The organism is Phyllobacterium sp. 22229, from assembly GCF_052056495.1.
In the GTDB taxonomy this organism is placed as follows: Bacteria; Pseudomonadota; Alphaproteobacteria; order Rhizobiales; family Rhizobiaceae; genus Phyllobacterium; species Phyllobacterium myrsinacearum.
This window is the reverse complement of sequence record NZ_JBQEPA010000006.1, coordinates 222,214-240,915: the sequence shown is the minus strand read 5'-3', so window position 1 is coordinate 240,915 and position 18,702 is coordinate 222,214. Positions and strand designations below refer to the sequence as shown.

Below are 18,702 nucleotides of genomic sequence, written 5' to 3'. Positions count from 1 at the left end.
AGCGTCTTCATCGCCAGTATCATGATGTTTTGTGACAGGATTTAATACATGGATAGGAAGAACGAATTTTTATAAATCATGGACAGATGAAGCCGTCTATCTTAGCTTTCTTCTTCCAGGGAGGCCTTGAAGAATGGATATGACCGGCGAAGAACGCATTGCTGCGCCCCGCGAAGCAGTCTGGAAAGCATTGAACGATACGGACGTGTTGAAGGCCTGCATCCCTGGCTGCGAAAGCCTCGAACGGATTTCCGATACGGAGCTGGAAGCGACGGTCGGTGTCAAACTCGGACCGGTCAAGGCCCGATTCAATGGCAAAGTCGAATTGAGCAATCTCAATCCTCCGCTGTCCTATACGATCACGGGCGAGGGCAAGGGCGGCATTGCCGGTTTTGCCAAGGGCGGTGCCGACGTTACCCTTACCGAGGACGGCGGCGAGACCGTGCTTGCCTATTCCGTCAATGCCGATGTCGGCGGCAAGATCGCCCAGCTCGGCAGCCGCCTGATATCCTCTTCGGCCAAGAAACTCGCCACCCAGTTCTTCGAGAAGCTCGGTCAGGCCGCCGCCGGCAGCTGACACGCCGGACAATTCGACGGGCCTGTCGCATTTTCCATAAGCCATGGCGGAATGACGTTTGGGTCTGATACGACGAAGCCGGATATCCTGCCTGGATCAATAGATTGTATTCAGGCTGGAATTCATGCGCGTGTTTGATTTCATTATCGTCGGATCGGGCTCTGCCGGATCGGTTGTCGCCGAGCGCTTGTCGGCCAGCGGACGCCACACGGTTCTTGTCCTGGAAGCGGGAGGGACGGACCGGCGGTTCTTCGTGCAGATGCCGCTTGGTTACGGCAAGACCTTCTACGACAAATCCGTCAACTGGATGTACAAGGCCGAAGCCGATCCGGGTCTTGGCGGCAATGCGGATTACTGGCCGCGCGGCAAGGTGCTGGGCGGTTCGAGTTCGATCAATGCCATGGTCTATATCCGGGGCGCGAAGGAGGATTTCGACGAATGGCGCGAGCGCGGCAATCCCGGCTGGGGCTATGACGATGTGCTGCCGGTGTTTCAGGCGCTGGAAGACCATGATGGCCCCGCGAAAAGCCTTGGCCGCGGCGGGCCGTTGCACGTCACCGATTGCGCGCACCTGTTTCATCCGCTGGCCAATCAGATTCTGAAGGGCGCACAGGAGGCAGGCCTGCGCTATAACCCCGATTTCAACGGCGCCACACAGGAGGGCACAGGGCCATTTCAGCTAACCACGAAAGGCGGCAGGCGCATGTCCGCCGCCAGAGCCTTTCTGCGCCCGGCGATGAAGCGCCGCAATGTGACGGTTCTGACCGGCGCGATGGTGCAGCGGATTGTCTTTGAGGGCAAACGGGCCGCCGGCGTCGCTTTCACCCGCAACGGCCAGACCGAGACCGTCATGGCCGGGCGCGAAGTGATCCTGTGCGGCGGTTCGGTCAATACACCGCAGCTGCTCGAACTTTCGGGCATTGGCGATGCGGCACGCCTGGCGCAGTTCGGCATTCCTCTTGTGCACGCCAACAGCCAGGTAGGCGAGAATCTGCAGGACCATCTCGGCATCAATTATACCTATAGGGCCAATGTTGCCTCGCTCAACCAGGTGCTGCGTCCGTGGTGGGGGAAACTGCGTGTCGGTATCGAATATCTGCTGTTGCGGACGGGGCCTCTGTCGATCAGCCTGAATCAGGGCGGAGGTTTCTTTCGCACCGACCCTTCGCGCCAGCGTCCGAACATGCAGTTGTATTTCCAGGCCTTTTCGACTGTACGACCGGGGGAAGGCGAGCGCCCGATCCTGACACCGGATCCATGGCCGGGCTTTTCCATCGGCCTGTCCAATTGCCGTCCGACCAGCGTCGGGTCCATCCACATCCGCTCCGGCAATCCGCTTGACGCCCCGAAGATCGTTCCGAATGCGTTTTCGACCGATTACGATGTTGCCGAGATGCTGGATGCGGTGAAGTTCCTGCGGAAAATTGCTGCCGCACCGGCCCTGTCGAAGCTGATTGTCGAGGAATTGCTGCCCGGCCCGCAGTGCCGAAGCGACGGGGATCTCATTGCCGATTTCCGCCGCCGGAGCGGTACGGTCTATCACCCGGTTTCGACCTGCCGCATGGGACCGGACCCGGCGGCAGCGGTGGTCGACCCGCGCCTGCGGGTGCATGGCATCGAAGCACTGCGCGTCATCGACTGCTCCATCTTCCCCAATATCATATCGGGCAACACCAACGCCGCAGCCATGATGGTCGGCGCGAAAGGCGCAAGCCTTGTTTTGGACGAGCTGACCTAGCCGTTTCACCCGCTGCCTCTGCCAGATTTGCGTGGATATTCAGCCACGCAAACGAAACGAATATGACTCAATTTCATATTTATTGACCGTTTGATAAAAAATTTGACCTTTTGAGAAAATCTGCCATTCTTTCTCTCAACAGGTGCCGGACAAACCGGCCCATCACCAAATTGCAGCACGCCCCAAGGGAACGGGATGCTGCAATTTCAGAAATGGAGAGGCGATTTCATGGGATCGATCGATTCTGGAATCCGTGATGTGAAGGCCGGGCGGCTTGAGTCCGACGCCTACATCGATGTTTTTTCCGATCTGCACCCGGCACTGACGCGGCATGAGGCGTTTGTCGAATCGGATCGCTGTTACTTCTGCTACGATGCCCCCTGCATGAATGCCTGCCCCACGGGCATCGATATTCCGCTGTTCATCCGCCAGATTGCCGCCGACAATCCCACCGGCTCGGCGAAAACCATTCTTTCGGAAAACATTCTCGGCGGCATGTGTGCCCGCGTCTGCCCGACCGAAACCCTGTGCGAACAGGCCTGCGTACGCGAGACCGCCGAGGGCAAGCCGGTTAAAATCGGTCTTCTGCAGCGCTACGCCACCGATCACCTGATGGAAAAGGGCCAGCATCCCTTCAAGCGCGCCGAGCCGACGGGCAAGAGCGTCGCCGTGGTTGGTGCAGGCCCGGCCGGTCTTTCGGCAGCGCACCGCCTGGCCAAGCACGGTTACAACGTGACGATTTTCGAGGCCAGGCCGAAAGCCGGCGGCCTCAACGAATATGGCATTGCCGCCTATAAGAGTGTCGATAATTTTGCTCAGAAGGAACTCGATTTCATTCTAGAAATCGGCGGCATCACCATCGAGAATGACAAGGCACTTGGCCGGGACATCAGCATCGACGCGCTGAAAGCCGGTTTTGATGCGGTTTTCCTCGGCATGGGATTGCCGGGTGTGAACGAGCTAGGCCTCGAAGGCGAGGATGCAGCCGGTTGTATCGACGCTGTCGACTACATCTCCGTATTGCGCCAGAGCGAGGACCTGTCGCAGATCGCTGTCGGGCGCGACGTCGTCGTCATCGGCGGCGGCATGACGGCCATCGACGTGGCTGTGCAGACCAAGCTGCTGGGCGCCGAGAATGTCATCATCGCCTACCGGCGCGGGCCGGAAAGCATGAATGCCAGCCCCTATGAGCAGGAGCTGGCGCTGAAGACCGGGGTCATCATCCGCCACTGGTTGCAGCCGCGGGCGCTTACCCGCAACGCGTCGGGTGAAGTCTGCGGCATCACGCTGGACTATACCGCCATGGCCGACGGCAGGCTTGCCGCCACCGGCGAAAGCATCACCCTTGCCAGCGACCAGATTTTCAAGGCCATCGGCCAGACGCCGGCAGAGAGCATCCTTGCCGAAGCCGGGCTTGCCCTGTCGAAGGGGCGTATCAGCGTCGACGACGACCGCCGCACCTCGATCCCCGGCATATGGGCTGGCGGCGATTGCATCGCCGGCGGCCAGGACCTGACCGTGGCCGCGGTGCAGGACGGCAAGCTTGCCGCTGAATCCATCCACCGGTCACTGACGCAGCAGCCGGAGAAGGTCAGCGGTTTTGTCGAAGCCGTGATGGCGGAAAATCCGGACAGCGCATCGGCACCGGCACAGCACCCCACCCATCCAAGCCACATCGCTGGCTGAAGGAGATCGACATGGCTGATCTTTCATCGAATTTCCTCGGCATCAAATCCCCCAACCCATTTTGGCTGGCCTCCGCGCCGCCGACAGACAAGGCCTACAATGTCGAGCGCGCCTTCAAGGCGGGCTGGGGCGGCGTTGTGTGGAAGACACTGGGCGAAGAGGGCCCGCCCGTCGTCAACGTCAACGGTCCGCGCTATGGCGCGATCCACGGTCCGGACCGGCGCTTGCTCGGCCTGAACAATATCGAACTCATCACCGACCGTCCGCTGGAAGTGAACCTGCGTGAAATGACCGAGGTGAAGAAGAAGTGGCCGGACCGGGCGCTGATCGCCTCGATCATGGTGCCCTGCGAGGAGAACGCCTGGAAAGCCATCCTGCCGCTTGTCGAAGCTACCGGTGCGGACGGCATCGAGCTCAATTTCGGCTGCCCGCACGGCATGTCGGAACGCGGCATGGGCGCGGCCGTCGGCCAGGTGCCGGAATATATCGAGATGGTGGTGCGCTGGTGCAAGCAGTATACGCGCATGCCGGTCATCACCAAGCTGACGCCGAACATCACCGATATCCGCAAACCGGCACGGGCAGCAAAATCCGGCGGCACCGATGCCGTGTCGCTGATCAACACGATCAACTCCATCGTGTCGGTCGATCTCGATACTTTCGCGCCCAATCCTTCGATTGACGGGCGCGGATCGCATGGCGGTTATTGCGGCCCGGCGGTCAAACCGATCGCGCTCAACATGGTGGCGGAAATTGCCCGCGATGCGGAGACGCGCGGCCTGCCGATCTCCGGCATCGGCGGCATCACCACATGGCGCGATGCCGCGGAATTCATCGCGCTCGGTTGCGGCAATGTGCAGGTGTGCACGGCGGCCATGACCTACGGCTTCAAGGTCGTGCAGGAAATGATCGACGGCCTCTCCGACTGGATGGACTCGCGCGGCTTCACATCCATCGAGGATTTCCGCGGCATGGCCGTGCCGAACGTCTCCGACTGGCAGTACCTTAATCTCAACTACATCACCAAGGCGCAGATCGACCAGGACCTGTGCATCAAATGCGGCCGCTGCCACATTGCCTGCGAAGACACATCGCACCAGGCCATCACGGCGATGGTGGATGGCGCCCGGCATTTCGAGGTGATCGACGAGGAATGCGTCGGCTGCAATCTGTGTGTCAACGTCTGCCCGGTCGACAACTGCATCACCATGGTGCCGATGACCTCTGGGGTCGACCCGCGCACCAAGCTGCCGATCCAGCCGGACTACGCCAACTGGACCACCCATCCGAACAATCCGATGGCCAAGGCCGCTGCCGAATAACATTCAAAACCCGCCGTTAAGGCGGGTTTTTTGTCAGACCATTATCCTTTCATATAATCGTACACGACTTCCCCGAGCCCGAGGGTCAGATCGGCAATGAAATGCGTTCCCGACAAGACCTCCAGCACGGGCAGGCCCGCAACATTGGCCATGACGTGCGCATGAAGTTCGAGCGCTGCCGGTGCCGTCCAGGCACCCTTCAGATCGATATCCTGCAGGTGATACTCGACCAGTTCGCAGATGCGCGCGGTGCCGTCCACATGCGGAATGATCTTGATGAGGTAATTCGGCAGCAGCATTGATTTCAATACGGCCGCATGATCGGCCGGCTTGTGCTTGTAGCCCATGGTGCCCGTCGCACAGAGCACACTGCCGTAATGCAGCGTGCCGAGGATGGTTTCTCCCTCATGGGAGATTTTCGGCTTGGCGAGTTTCTTGGGAAAGCCCCAGATCTCACGTCCGCCGGCAATCGGCGCATCATCGTCGAGATACATGGAATGGACGTAGACGCCCTCCTTGCCGTTGAACCGCACCGGGATGACCTGACCGGATTCTGTGTAATCGCCAAAGCCGGTCGAATCCGGCATGCGGATGAACTCGAATTTGACAATGGGTTCGGCGATCTCAAGCGGTTCCGGTACCACCGCGCGCAGTGCTTCCGGATCGGTGCGATAGGTGATGACCACAAATTCGCGGTTGATGAAACGGTATGGACCCGGCGGATAGGACGGGTTGGTGAGCGGCATGGCGTAGGCGGAACGAACATCGGATATTTTCACGGGGGCATCTCCGGATGTCAGGGAAACTGGCTTTGATGCAAGTCAGGCGCGGCAACAGATATTGCGGCGCAGCAGGACAATAGTGCAATGCACAATCCGCGTCTGTCAATTTCGCGTGAGGCAGGTGTTTGTGTCAGCGCGGGCGGATCCCATTGAGAATGATGCTCAGCACCGCCTGCGCCGTCTGCTCGCGGAAGCCGGGGCGGCCAACCTGATTGCCCATGATGGCACGGACCTGCACATCGAAATCCGCATAGTGCTGCGTGGTCGCCCAGATCATGAAAATCAGGTGATAGGGGTCGACCGGCGCGAGCTTGCCCTCGCCCACCCAGCGGCGGATCACCGCCGCCTTGTCATCGACCAGCGGCTTCAGGTGCTTGCTCAGAAATTCGCTGATGGCGGGTGCGCCATGCAATACTTCGTTGGCAAACAGCCGTGACGCTTCCGGGTGGCTTTCCGACATGCGGATTTTCAGGGTTATGTATTTGCGCAACTGCTCGATCGGGTCACCCTCGGGATCGATTTCCGCCAGCGGCGCCAGCCACTCGGCCAGCGTCTCTTCCAGCAGCGTCACATAGATGTTCTGCTTGCGCGGGAAATAATAGAGAAGGTTCGGCTTCGACATCCCCGCCTTGTCAGCAATCTGGTCGATGGTGGTGCCGCGAAAGCCATAGGCGGAGAAAACATCGAGCGCGGCATCGAGGATGAGACGGCGATTGATTTCCTGGATGCGCGTCGTCTTTTCCGGCACATCGCTCGTCTTTTTCTTCGCTGCCCTCGCCATGCCACTCATCCCTTTTTGTTATCCGGCGCGACGGGCCGTTTCGTCGCATCCTGGAACCGCTTTTATTCCCCATAAAGCGCTTGACCGGCTTCCTATGCTCTTCTAGCCTGCATTTTGACCAACTAGTCAAGTTTTTGATTGCACCACAGGTTCAATCATTCGGGAACACAAAACAAGCGGCAATGTCCGCAAACAGGAGGCGTATGTCACATGTCGAAATCGGCATTGGGATTGGGCACCAATAATCTCGAGGCGTTCTGGATGCCGTTTTCGGCAAACAGGCAGTTCAAGCAAAATCCCCGTCTTCTGGTCAGCGCCAAGGACATGCATTTCAAGTCCGCAGACGGCCGCGAAATTCTCGACGGAACCGCCGGTCTCTGGTGCTGCAACGCCGGTCATTCGCGCCCGAAAATCGTCGAGGCGGTACAGAAGCAGGTTGCCGAACTCGACTACGCGCCTGCATTCCAGATGGGCCATCCCAAGGTCTTCGAACTGGCTGCACGGCTTGCGGCCATGCTGCCGTCACCCATCGATCATGTCTTCTTCACCAATTCCGGTTCGGAATCGGTCGATACGGCGCTCAAGATTGCCCTCGCCTATCACCGCGCCAAGGGCAACGGTACCAAGACCAAGCTGATCGGCCGCGAGCGCGGCTACCACGGCGTCGGCTTCGGTGGCATTTCAGTCGGCGGCATTTCCGGCAACCGCAAGACGTTCGGCAACGCGCTCGGCGGTGTCGACCACATCCGCCATACCCACGATCTCGCCCGCAACGCCTTCACGCGCGGCGAGCCCGAATATGGCGTCGAATTTGCCGATGACCTGGAAAAAGTCATCGCCCTGCACGATGCGTCCAACATCGCCGCTGTCATCGTCGAGCCGGTGGCCGGATCGACCGGCGTGCTCATTCCGCCGAAAGGCTATCTGCAGCGCCTGCGCGAGATCTGCACCAAGAACGATATCCTGCTGATTTTCGATGAAGTCATCACCGGTTTCGGCCGTCTCGGCACCCCCTTCGCCGTCGATTATTTCGGCGTGGTTCCCGATCTCATCACCACTGCCAAGGGCATCACCAGCGGCGTGATCCCGATGGGCGCGGTATTTGCGTCCAAGCAGATCTACGATGCGTTCATGACCGGCCCGGAAAACATGATCGAACTCTTCCATGGCTACACCTATTCCGGCCACCCTGTTGCCTGCGCGGCAGCGCTTGCAACGCTGGATACCTATGAGGAAGAGGGCCTGCTCACCCGGGCGGCGGAGCTTTCCGATTACTGGGCCGATGCATTGCATGCCCTGAAGGGCCTGCCGCATGTCATCGACATCCGCAATCTCGGCCTGATCGGCGCCATCGAGCTGGAACCCATACCAGGCGCACCGACCAAGCGCGCTTTCCAGGCATTCCTTGATGCCTATGAAAAGGGTGTTCTTATCCGCACCACCGGCGATATCATTGCGCTGTCGCCACCCCTGATCATCACCAAGGGCCAGATCGAGCATCTCTTCGATACGCTGGCCGATGTCCTGAAAAATCTGGCATAGTTGAAAGGCTCTCACATGGCGCTCACTGGAAATCTCAGGATCAACGGCGACCGTCTCTGGGACAGCCTGATGGAGATGGCAAAGATCGGCCCCGGCTTGCGCGGCGGCAACAACCGTCAGACCCTGACCGATGAAGACGCGGAAGGCAGGCGCCTGTTCCAAAGCTGGTGCGAAAAGGCTGGCCTGACCATGGGCGTCGACACCATGGGCAATATGTTCTTCCGCCGTGAAGGCACGGACCCGGATGCCCTGCCCGTCTATGTCGGGAGCCATCTCGACACCCAGCCCACCGGCGGCAAATATGACGGCGTGCTCGGTGTCCTCGGCGGGCTCGAACTTGTCCGTACCCTCAACGACCTCAACATCAAGACAAAACACCCGATTGTCGTGGTCAACTGGACCAATGAGGAAGGCACGCGCTTTGCCCCCGCCATGCTGGCATCGGGCGTTTTTGCCGGTATTCACACACAGGACTGGGCCTATACGCGGGAAGACGCCAAAGGTAAAAAGTTCGGCGACGAGCTGGAGCGCATCGGCTGGAAGGGTGACGAGGCGGTGGGCGCGCGCAAGATGCACGCGCTGTTCGAACTGCATATCGAGCAGGGCCCGATCCTTGAAATCGAAGGCAAGGATATCGGCGTCGTCACCCATGGCCAGGGCCTGTGGTGGCTGCAGATCACGCTGACCGGCAAAGACAGCCATACGGGTTCAACGCCAATGCCCATGCGCCGGAACGCCGGGCTCGGCATGGCCCGCATCACCGAACTCGTGCACACCATCGCCATGGCGCACCAACCCAGCGCGGTCGGCGCCATCGGCCATTGCGATGTCTATCCCAACTCCCGAAATGTCATTCCCGGCAAGGTGGTTTTCACCGTCGATTTCCGCTCGCCCGACCTTGCGACACTCAATGCAATGAAGGCGGAGCTTGAGAAAAAAGCACCCGAGATTGCCAAGGAGCTCGGTCTCGGCATCGAGATCGAGGAAGCCGGGCACTTCGATCCGGTGACGTTCGACGAAGGCTGCGTCACTGCCGTGCGCAATGCAGCCGAGCGGCTGGGTTACAGCCACCGCAACATCATTTCCGGCGCGGGGCACGACGCCTGCTGGGTCAACCGGGTTGCGCCCACTGCCATGGTCATGTGTCCCTGCGTCGACGGACTCAGCCACAATGAAGATGAAGAGATTTCCAAGGAATGGGCGGCCGCCGGCGCGGACGTCCTCCTGCATGCTGTTCTGGAAACGGCCGTGATTCAGACCTGACCGGATATCATTTCCATACAGAGCAACATGTTCGACAAAAGACCAATAAGGGGAACGGACACATGGCTACGAAAGTGATCAAAGGCGGAACCATCATTGCCGCCGACCGCACCTACAAGGCGGATGTGCTGATCGACGGCGGCATCATCGCTCAGATCGGCGCTGATCTTTCCGGCGATGAGATCATCGATGCGACGGGCTGTTACCTGATGCCGGGCGGCATCGATCCGCATACCCATCTCGAAATGCCCTTCATGGGCACGCACTCTTCCGATGATTTCGACACCGGCACCGCCGCTGCGCTGGCGGGCGGCACCACCATGGTGGTCGATTTCGTCCTGCCCGGCGCCGATGGCTTGCTGGCAGCCTTGCAGGACTGGTTCCAGAAGGCGGGCAAGGCGCGCACCGACTATTCCTTCCACATGGCCATCACCGGCTGGAACAAGCAGATTTTTGACGAGATGCCGAAGGTGGTGGAACGCGGCATCAACACGTTCAAGCATTTCATGGCCTATAAGGGCGCCCTGATGGTGGACGATGACGAGATGTTCGCCTCATTCACGCGCTGCGCCGAAATCGGCGCCATGCCGCTGGTCCACGCGGAAAATGGCGACGTGGTTGCGCATCTCCAGCAGAAACTCCTGGCAGAAGGCAACAACGGACCGGAAGCCCATGGCTATTCCCGCCCGCCGGAAATTGAAGGGGAAGCGGCCAACCGCGCCATCATGATCGCCGATCAGGCCGGCGTGCCGCTCTATATCGTGCACGTGTCGTGCGAACAGGCGCATGAAGCCATCCGCCGCGCCCGCCAGAAGGGCATGCGCGTCTATGGCGAACCGCTGGTGCAGCATCTGACGCTTGACGAGAGCGAATACAGGAACAAGGACTGGGACTACGCGGCCCGCCGGGTGATGTCGCCGCCCTTCCGCGACAAGAGCCATCAGGACGGCCTATGGGCTGGTCTTGCCTCCGGCAGCCTGCAAGTGGTGGCAACCGATCACTGCGCCTTCACCACGGAACAGAAGCGTTTTGGCGTCGGCGATTTCACCAAGATTCCCAATGGTACCGGCGGCCTTGAAGACCGCATGCCTGTCTTATGGACCAAGGGCGTTCGCACCGGCCGCCTGACGCCGAACGAGTTCGTGGCCGTGACCTCCACCAACATCGCCCGCATCCTCAACATCTATCCGCGCAAGGGTGCCATTCTGCAGGGCTCCGATGCGGATATCGTCATCTGGGACCCCGAAGCGTCGAAGGTGATTTCCGCCAAGACACAGAAATCCGCCATCGACTACAATGTGTTCGAAGGGATCGAGGTTACCGGCCTGCCGCGCATCACCCTGTCGCGCGGGCAGATCGCCTACAAGGACGGCGAAGTGCTGGCGCCGACCGGCAGCGGCCGCTTTGTCGAACGCGAGGCCAATGCACCGGCCAATCGTGCACTTTCCACGTGGAAGGAACTCACGGCACCGCGTAAGGTGGAACGCGATCCGAAAAACATACCGGCGGGTGTCTGATGACAGTCGTCGCGCTCCGACCCAAGGCCCAGTCAATGCCAAACGCGACGCCCAAGAATGTGATCGACGTCAAGGACCTCTCCCTGGTTTTCCAGACCAATGACGGGCCGGTCAACGCCCTGTCGAACATCAATCTTGCGGTCGATGGCGGTGAATTCGTATCCTTCATCGGGCCGTCGGGCTGCGGCAAGACCACCCTCCTGCGGGTGATCGCCGATCTGGAGCAGCCGACATCAGGGGCCATTTCCGTCAATGGCATGACACCGTCGGAAGCGCGGCAGAAACGCGCCTACGGCTACGTGTTCCAGGCGGCAGCGCTCTATCCCTGGCGCACCATCGGCGGCAATATTTCCCTGCCGCTGGAAGTGATGGGCGTGCCCAAAGCCGAACGGGCAAGCCGCATCGCCAAAAACCTCGAGCTGGTCAACCTTGCCGGTTTCGAGAAAAAATTCCCGTGGCAGCTGTCGGGCGGCATGCAGCAGCGCGCCTCCATAGCGCGGGCGCTATCCTTCGATCCCGACATGCTGCTGATGGACGAACCGTTCGGCGCGCTGGACGAAATTGTCCGCGACCACCTCAACGAACAGCTGCTGAAGCTGTGGGCCAAGACGCAGAAGACGGTGATCTTCGTCACGCACTCCATTCCGGAAGCGGTGTTCCTGTCGACCAAGATCGTGGTGATGAGCCCGCGTCCCGGCCGCATTCATGAGATCATCGACTGCAATCTCGGCACGGAACGCACGCTCGATATCCGCGAGACGCCGGAATTTCTCGAGATTGCCCACCGGGTGCGTGAGGGCCTGCGCCATGGCCATTCCTATGATGAATAGCCGGGGCGCATGATGACCACGATCCGCGCCGCCAAACTGCGTGACATGTCCGACTGCGCGGCTATCGTCAATGCGTGGATCGACGCGACGGAATGGATGCCACGCATTCATTCCGCCGACGATGTCACGGACTATTATTGCGATACGGTCTTTTCCAGATATGAAGTCTTCGTCGCCGATGACAATGACGCCGTGGCCGGCATGGTCGCACTCGCGCCGGACAACATGGTCAATGCGCTCTACGTGCATGCCGACCGGCGCGGCAGGGGCGTCGGCAAGGCATTGCTGGATCATGCCAAACAGCAAGCCATGGGACCGGTAGAGCTTTGGACCTTTGTGGCAAATACCGGCGCCCAATCCTTCTACAAACGTGAAGGCTTCACCGAAGTGCGCCGCACCGATGGGGACAATGAAGAACATTTGCCGGATATTCTGTACCGATGGCAGCCTGAAGCGGGGATGCATTCATGAACTTCATCCGCAACAGCGTCATTCCGGTGGGAACGGTCCTCCTGGCCATTCTGGCGCTGTGGTATGCCTTTGCCATTGTCCTCAATGCGCCGTTCGAACGGGATCAGGCCGCACGCGCCAACACGACAATCTCCACCGGCCAGCTGATTGCCAACACGATGGCGCAGGAGCGCCCGGTCCTGCCCGCGCCGCATCAGGTCGCCGAGGAAATCCGCAAGACCGTTTTCGATATCAGCCCGACATCGAAACGCAGCCTCGTTTATCACGGCGGTGTCACCCTGTCCTCGACCCTGCTGGGTTTCGGGTTTGGCACGCTGCTCGGCATCCTGCTGGCCATTGCCATAGTCCATTCGCGCACGCTGGACAAAAGCCTGATGCCATGGATCATCACCTCGCAGACCGTGCCGATCCTGGCCATTGCGCCGATGATCATCGTGGTGCTCAACGCGGTCAACATCACGGGGCTTTTGCCCAAAGCGATGATCTCCACCTACCTGTCGTTCTTTCCCGTTGCCGTCGGCATGGTCAAGGGCCTGCGCTCACCGGAGATTATGCATCTCGACCTGATGCGCACCTATAACGCGTCGAAGGCACAGGTATTCTGGAAGCTGCGCTGGCCGGCATCCATGCCCTATCTCTTCACCTCGATGAAGATTGCCGTCGCCATCAGCCTGGTTGGCGCCATCGTCGGTGAATTGCCGACCGGGGCGGTCGCGGGCATCGGTGCGCGGCTCCTGGCCGGTTCCTACTACGGCCAGACGGTGCAGATCTGGGCCGCATTGATTGCAGCCGCGCTGATGGCGGCCATTCTCGTCAGCCTGATCGGGCTGATGGCCACACTCGTCAACCGGCGCATGGGGGTACGGCCATGAAACTATCCCGTTCGCCGCTGGCCATTGCCGCCTTCCTGCTCGCCGTTCCCGGATTGCTGATATCGTCCGGCGGCGATGTTTTCGACACGCTCACCTATTCGACCCCGGTCATCCTGTTCGTTGCAGCCGCCGTTGCCATGTTCACGAGCGTATCTATACCATCGCTGATCGTCGTTCTCGTGCTTGTCCATGTGGTCGCCTTCTGCCTCATCGGACTGCTCCACGCGATGCCGCAGCCGTCCGGACCGTCGATCGGCTACTGGTGCATGGTGGTATCGTCCTGGCTGCTTGCGTGGTTCAGCGTGCAGAATCTGGCTGGTTTGAAACTGGCTTCGCCGCAGGCCCAGCGGCTGGTCAATCTCGCCCTGCCGGTGCTGTTCGGTGCCTGGCTGCTGATCCTGTGGGAAATCATTGTCCGCGGCTTCGGCGTACCGAGCATCCTGCTGCCGCCGCCCTCCATGATCGCGGAGCGCATTTCCAGTTCCGTGCCGACGCTCTGGGCGGATTTTCAGCAGACCTATTTGAAAGCCGCCATTGCCGGTTATGCCATCGGCTGCGGCTCCGGCTTCCTTGCCGCCATCATTGTCGACCGGGTACCCTTCCTGCGCCGGGGACTGCTGCCCATCGGTAATCTTGTGGCCGCTCTTCCGGTTGTCGGCATCGCACCGATCATGGTGATGTGGTTCGGCTCCTACTGGGAATCGAAGGCCGCCGTGGTTGTCATCATGACCTTCTTTCCCATGCTGGTGAATACCGTGGCCGGACTTGCCGCATCCGGCGCGATGGAACGCGACCTGATGCAGACCTACGGCTCCAGCTACGGACAGACCCTTTTGAAGCTACGCCTTCCCGCCGCCATGCCCTTCATCTTCAACGCGCTGAAGATCAATTCGACGCTGGCCCTCATCGGCGCCATTGTTGCCGAATTCTTCGGCTCGCCCATTGTCGGCATGGGCTTCCGCATCTCGGCCGAAGTCGGCCGCATGAATGTCGATATGGTCTGGGCGGAAATTTTCGTCGCGGCGCTTGCGGGCTCCCTGTCTTACGGGCTTATTACCCTCGTCGAGCGGGCAGTTACTTTCTGGCACCCTTCCTACAGAACTTAAAAACAAGAACAGAGGAGAACTGAAACATGAAGAAGACGATTGCATTGACGATGGGGCTGGCGATGACGCTGATGGCGGGTTCGGCGCTGGCTGCCGACAAGCTGACCCTGCAGCTCAAATGGGTCACGCAAGGCCAGTTCGCCGGCTATTACGTCGCCAAGGACAAGGGGTTCTACAAGGAGGCCAATCTCGACGTGGAGATCAAGCCGGGCGGGCCTGATGTTGCCCCGCCGCAGGTAATTGCCGGTGGCGGCGCTGATGTGGTGGTCGACTGGATGCCGTCGGCTCTTGCCACCCGTGAAAAGGGCCTGCCGCTCGTCAATATCGCCCAGCCGTTCAAGCGCTCGGGCATGATGCTGACCTGCCGCAAGGAGACCGGCATCACCAAGCCACAGGATTTCAAGGGCAAGACCCTCGGCGTCTGGTTCGGCGGCAATGAATATCCGTTCCTGTCGTGGATGAACCATCTGGGCCTGAAGACCGATGGCGGACCGAATGGCGTGACCGTCCTCAAGCAGGGCTTCAACGTCGATCCGCTGATCCAGAAGCAGGCGGACTGCATCTCGACCATGACCTACAACGAATACTGGCAGGTGATCGATGCCGGTATTCCTGCTGATCAACTCGTCACGTTCAAATATGAGGACGAGAAGGTGGCCACGCTCGAAGACGGTCTCTACGTGCTGCAGAAGAGCCTCGATGACCCGAAGATGGTGGAAAAGCTTGCCCGTTTCGTCAAGGCCTCGATGAAGGGCTGGGACTATGCCCGCCAGCATCCGGATGAAGCCGCCAACATCGTGCTTGAAAACGATGCGAGCGGCGCGCAGACGGAAAAGCATCAGAAGCGCATGGTGGCCGAGATCAACAAGCTGACGGAAGGCTCAACCGGCGTGCTCGATGTGGCAGCGGCAGAACGCACCGTCGACACACTCCTCGGCGGCGGTTCCGATCCCGTTATTACCAAGAAGCCGGAAGGCGCCTGGACAACGAAGGTCACGGATGCCGCGAAATAATAATTCGCAGCCGCAATGAAAAAGGCGGGGAGCAATCCCCGCCTTTTGCTTAGAAAGACCGCCCTATTCCGCAGGCAAGGGTGGCTGGGACACCACTTCCAGAAGTTCCCGTTCCAGCCGCGCTTCCTCTTCCGCCTTCGGCTTGGAGAAACCGGCGAGCAGGAGATAGGCAACCGGCGTCAGGAACAGCGTCGAGGCCGTGGCAAGTCCGAGACCGCCGACGATGACCCAGCCGAGGGCAATGCGGGCCTCAGCGCCAGCACCGCTGGCCAGAACCAGCGGAACGCCGCCAAGAATGGCGCAGAGCATGGTCATGACCACCGGGCGCAGCCGGATATTGGAGGCTTCCTCGATGGCCTGCCGCACAGTGCGGCCCTGATCGCGCAAATGATTGGCGAATTCCACAATCAGAATACCGTTCTTGGCCATGATGCCGACAAGCAGCACCAGCCCGATCTGGCTGTATACGTTCATGCTGGTGCCGGTCAGGATCATGGCGAAGACCGCGCAGGCCAGGCCGAGCGGAACAGTCGCCATGACGATAACCGCGCTGATGAAGCTTTCAAACTGTGCGGCCAGCACAAGCAGGATGATCAGGATGGCGAAACCGAAGGTGACGAACATGCTGGCGGAATTCTCGCCGAGCGTTGCCGCCTCGGCGAGCGGAATGATGCGGTAGCCCGGCGGGAGCAGCGGTGCAGCCACCTCCTGCGCCACCTTGTAGGCATCGCCGAGGGCAAAGTCGGGGCTGAGCGCGGCGGTGATGGCGACAGACCGCATCTGCTGCTCACGGGTCAATGCCGGCGGCACGGCCACTTCCGTCAGCTTGGCGATGGTCGCCATCGGCACGAAGCGGCCGTCGCTGGTGCGCATGAAGACGTTTTCCAGATCCGTCGGATCGTTGATCGGATTGGTGGTCGAAACCAGCTTCACGTCAAAACTGCGGTCCTCGATGTAGACCGAACCAATCTTGTAGCCGTCCAGCACCGATTGCAGCGCCTCGGCGAGGCCGGTGATCTCGATGCCGAGATCGGATGCACGCTCGCGATCGATGGACACGGAAAGCTGTGGCTGCGTCGGTTCATTGGTCAGGCGCGGCCGGTCAAAACGTTTGTCCTTTTCGAGCGCCGACACGATCTTGGCAGCGGCCGTTCCGAGGTCGGCGTAACTGGTTCCGACAATGGCGAACTGCAGACCGTTGCCGGCGCCACGAATGCCGAGCGAATTGGGCTGGGCGGCAAAAACCTGGATGCCGGGAATATTGCGCACGCGCTTGGACACGTCGGCGAGAATTTCCTGCTGCGTCCGGTGGCGTTCCTTCCACGTGGCAAGGCTGAGCACCATGAAGCCGCGGTTGGTGTTGCCGTTCAGTCCGGCGATGGAGAAGGTATTCTGGATTTCGCCGGAATCGCGCATTGGCTGGATCAGCGTTTCGATCTGGCGCATCTGGTCGTTGAGATATTCAAGGCTGACACCCTGCGGCGCGGTGATGCGCAGGAAGGCGGAGGCGCGATCCTCACTCGGTGTCAATTCCTGCTTGAGCAGCGAAAAGGCGCCAAAGGCCGCACCGGCAAACAGCAGCGACGCCAGGACCACCAGCCACGGTGCGGCGAGGCACCCGTGCAGCATGCGGCGATAGGCTTCGAGGAACCAGCCTCCTACACGCCTGATCAGGCCGGGCGAATGGTTGATATCCTCATGCTTGGCTTCGCTTGCCGAGAGCAGGCGCGAAGCCAGCATCGGGCAGAGCGTGAGCGCGACGACGGCCGAGAGCAGCACGCAGATTGCCAGCACGAAGCCGAACTCGCGAAACAGACCGCCGGTTTGTCCGGGCAGGAACGAGAGCGGCACGAACACTGCCGCCAGCGTCACCGTCGTTGCAATGACCGCAAAGAACACTTCCTGCGTGCCAAGCACGGCAGCGGCGCGCGGCCCCATGCCCTGGTTGCGGCGCCGGACGATATTTTCGAGCACGACAATGGCATCATCCACCACGAGACCCGTCGCCAGCACCAGCGCCAGCAATGTCAGAATGTTGATCGAGAACCCGGCGAGATAGATCGCCGAGATGGTGCCGATCAGGGCAACCGGCATCGACACGGCAGGGATCAGCGTCGCACGCAGATCCCACAGGAAGAGGTAGATGATCAGGATGATGATGAAGACGGAGGCGCCCAGTGCGATTTCAACCTCATGCACGGCACCGTTGATGAAATCGGCATCGTCACTGGTCACGCGGATATCGACGCCTTCCGGCAATGTCTTCTGCAATTGACCGATGGCCGTCCGGATACCCTTGGAGATATCGAGCGTGTTGGATTGCGCCTGGCGGATAATGCCAAGACCAATACCGGTCTTGCCATTGGCGCGCAGTGTCGACGTGCCGATATCGGGACCAAGCGTCACGGTTGCGACATCCCGGATCTTGGTGCGATCCTTGATGATGATGTTTTCGAAGTCCTCCGGCGTCGACACCGGCGCGGTGGCGCGAACGACGATGCTCTGGGCACTGCTGTTGATCTGGCCGGCAGGCGTGTCGAACGCCATCGTATCAAGGGCCGTGCGGACATTGGCGACCGTCAGCCCGAGGCTTGCCAGTTTGCCCTGATCGATGTCGATGCGGAAAATCTTGCTGCGGTTGCCGTTGATCTGCACGTCGGCGACGCCGGGCACTGATGCAAGCACATCCTTGATCTGGTCTTCGACCAGAACGGTCATGTCTTCAACGGGCATCGTGGTCGAGGTGACGGCAAGGCGCATCACCGCATCGGCATTGGCATCCGCCTTGACGATCTGCGGCGGGTCGGCCTGTTCCGGCAGCGTGTTGGTGATGCGGCTGATGGCATCGCGCATATCGGCGGCGGCAACGTTGAGATCGACGCCGTCGTTGAATTCCACGGTGACGCGGCTGATACCGAAGGATGAGCTGGAGGAAATGGCTTTGACGCCGGAAACGCGCGACACCGCGCCTTCAATCGCAGCGGTCAGCTCGCGGTCGACCGTTTCGGCCGCGGCGGCCTGGAATGTTGTGGATACCGTCACCACGGGCCGGTCGACGTCCGGCAGTTCGCGCACGTCGACGCCATAATAGGCGGCAAGCCCGGCAACCACGATCAGGGCATTGAGCACCAGGGCCAACACCGGGCGGCGGATGAAAAGGGCGGTGAAATTGGAGCCGGACTGTCCGTGCGAATTGCTCACG

At 60.4% G+C, this 18,702-nt stretch carries 15 protein-coding genes; 12 read left to right on the top strand and 3 right to left on the bottom strand.

The window, feature by feature from the left end:
- The first annotated feature begins 133 nt into the window (after positions 1 to 133).
- The 4 genes from ACTJJ7_RS09870 (at position 134) to preA (ending at position 5,323) form a co-directional block, all read left to right on the top strand.
- Entirely contained in the window at positions 134 to 577 is a 444-nt protein-coding gene (locus ACTJJ7_RS09870) for an SRPBCC family protein (protein ID WP_130271511.1), read from the top strand.
- 124 nt (positions 578 to 701) lie between these two features.
- Entirely contained in the window at positions 702 to 2,315 is a 1,614-nt protein-coding gene (locus tag ACTJJ7_RS09865) for a GMC family oxidoreductase (RefSeq protein ID WP_440966797.1), read from the top strand.
- Between the two features lie 228 nt (positions 2,316 to 2,543).
- Positions 2,544 to 4,001, top strand: a complete 1,458-nt coding sequence (locus tag ACTJJ7_RS09860; RefSeq protein ID WP_440966795.1) for an NAD(P)-dependent oxidoreductase — start codon at positions 2,544 to 2,546, stop codon at positions 3,999 to 4,001.
- A gap of 11 nt (positions 4,002 to 4,012) precedes the next feature.
- Positions 4,013 to 5,323 carry an NAD-dependent dihydropyrimidine dehydrogenase subunit PreA gene (gene preA, locus ACTJJ7_RS09855; RefSeq protein WP_130271505.1) on the top strand — a complete coding sequence of 437 codons (1,311 nt, stop codon included), beginning with the start codon at positions 4,013 to 4,015 and terminating at the stop codon, positions 5,321 to 5,323.
- A gap of 41 nt (positions 5,324 to 5,364) precedes the next feature.
- On the opposite strand, the gene ACTJJ7_RS09850 is transcribed toward preA, so the two are convergent.
- Both ACTJJ7_RS09850 and rutR read right to left on the bottom strand, forming a co-directional pair.
- A complete protein-coding gene (locus ACTJJ7_RS09850) occupies positions 5,365 to 6,102 on the bottom strand; it encodes an acetoacetate decarboxylase (protein WP_105733997.1) in 738 nt (245 codons plus the stop codon).
- Positions 6,103 to 6,235: 133 nt separating this feature from the next.
- The gene (gene rutR / locus ACTJJ7_RS09845; RefSeq protein WP_105733998.1) at positions 6,236 to 6,886 is read right to left on the bottom strand and encodes an HTH-type transcriptional regulator RutR; all 651 of its coding nucleotides are present in this window, start codon (positions 6,884 to 6,886) and stop codon (positions 6,236 to 6,238) included.
- 210 nt (positions 6,887 to 7,096) lie between these two features.
- Between rutR and ACTJJ7_RS09840 the strand changes: the two genes are divergently transcribed.
- The 8 genes from ACTJJ7_RS09840 (at position 7,097) to ACTJJ7_RS09805 (ending at position 15,500) form a co-directional block, all read left to right on the top strand.
- Positions 7,097 to 8,428 (top strand): aspartate aminotransferase family protein, encoded by a 1,332-nt coding sequence (locus ACTJJ7_RS09840; RefSeq protein WP_346305257.1) that lies wholly within the window; start codon positions 7,097 to 7,099, stop codon positions 8,426 to 8,428.
- Positions 8,429 to 8,443: 15 nt separating this feature from the next.
- On the top strand, positions 8,444 to 9,691 hold the full coding sequence (locus ACTJJ7_RS09835; RefSeq protein WP_440966791.1) for a Zn-dependent hydrolase: 1,248 nt from the start codon (positions 8,444 to 8,446) through the stop codon (positions 9,689 to 9,691).
- Positions 9,692 to 9,753: 62 nt separating this feature from the next.
- A complete protein-coding gene (hydA, locus tag ACTJJ7_RS09830; protein WP_440966789.1) occupies positions 9,754 to 11,208 on the top strand; it encodes a dihydropyrimidinase in 1,455 nt (484 codons plus the stop codon).
- Between the two features lie 35 nt (positions 11,209 to 11,243).
- Positions 11,244 to 12,038 (top strand): ABC transporter ATP-binding protein, encoded by a 795-nt coding sequence (locus ACTJJ7_RS09825; RefSeq protein WP_199537996.1) that lies wholly within the window; start codon positions 11,244 to 11,246, stop codon positions 12,036 to 12,038.
- 9 nt (positions 12,039 to 12,047) lie between these two features.
- Entirely contained in the window at positions 12,048 to 12,509 is a 462-nt protein-coding gene (locus ACTJJ7_RS09820; protein WP_440966787.1) for an N-acetyltransferase family protein, read from the top strand.
- Positions 12,506 to 13,381, top strand: a complete 876-nt coding sequence (locus ACTJJ7_RS09815) for an ABC transporter permease (RefSeq protein ID WP_105734003.1) — start codon at positions 12,506 to 12,508, stop codon at positions 13,379 to 13,381. The genes ACTJJ7_RS09820 and ACTJJ7_RS09815 overlap by 4 nt, the downstream gene beginning before the upstream one ends.
- Positions 13,378 to 14,487 carry an ABC transporter permease gene (locus ACTJJ7_RS09810; protein ID WP_440966785.1) on the top strand — a complete coding sequence of 370 codons (1,110 nt, stop codon included), beginning with the start codon at positions 13,378 to 13,380 and terminating at the stop codon, positions 14,485 to 14,487. Before ACTJJ7_RS09815 ends, ACTJJ7_RS09810 begins: the two co-directional genes overlap by 4 nt.
- A gap of 26 nt (positions 14,488 to 14,513) precedes the next feature.
- Complete coding sequence (locus ACTJJ7_RS09805; RefSeq protein ID WP_105734004.1) at positions 14,514 to 15,500, top strand: ABC transporter substrate-binding protein; 987 nt, start codon at positions 14,514 to 14,516, stop codon at positions 15,498 to 15,500.
- A gap of 63 nt (positions 15,501 to 15,563) precedes the next feature.
- On the opposite strand, the gene ACTJJ7_RS09800 is transcribed toward ACTJJ7_RS09805, so the two are convergent.
- Complete coding sequence (locus tag ACTJJ7_RS09800; RefSeq protein ID WP_105734005.1) at positions 15,564 to 18,701, bottom strand: efflux RND transporter permease subunit; 3,138 nt, start codon at positions 18,699 to 18,701, stop codon at positions 15,564 to 15,566.
- Between the last annotated feature and the right edge of the window lies 1 nt (position 18,702).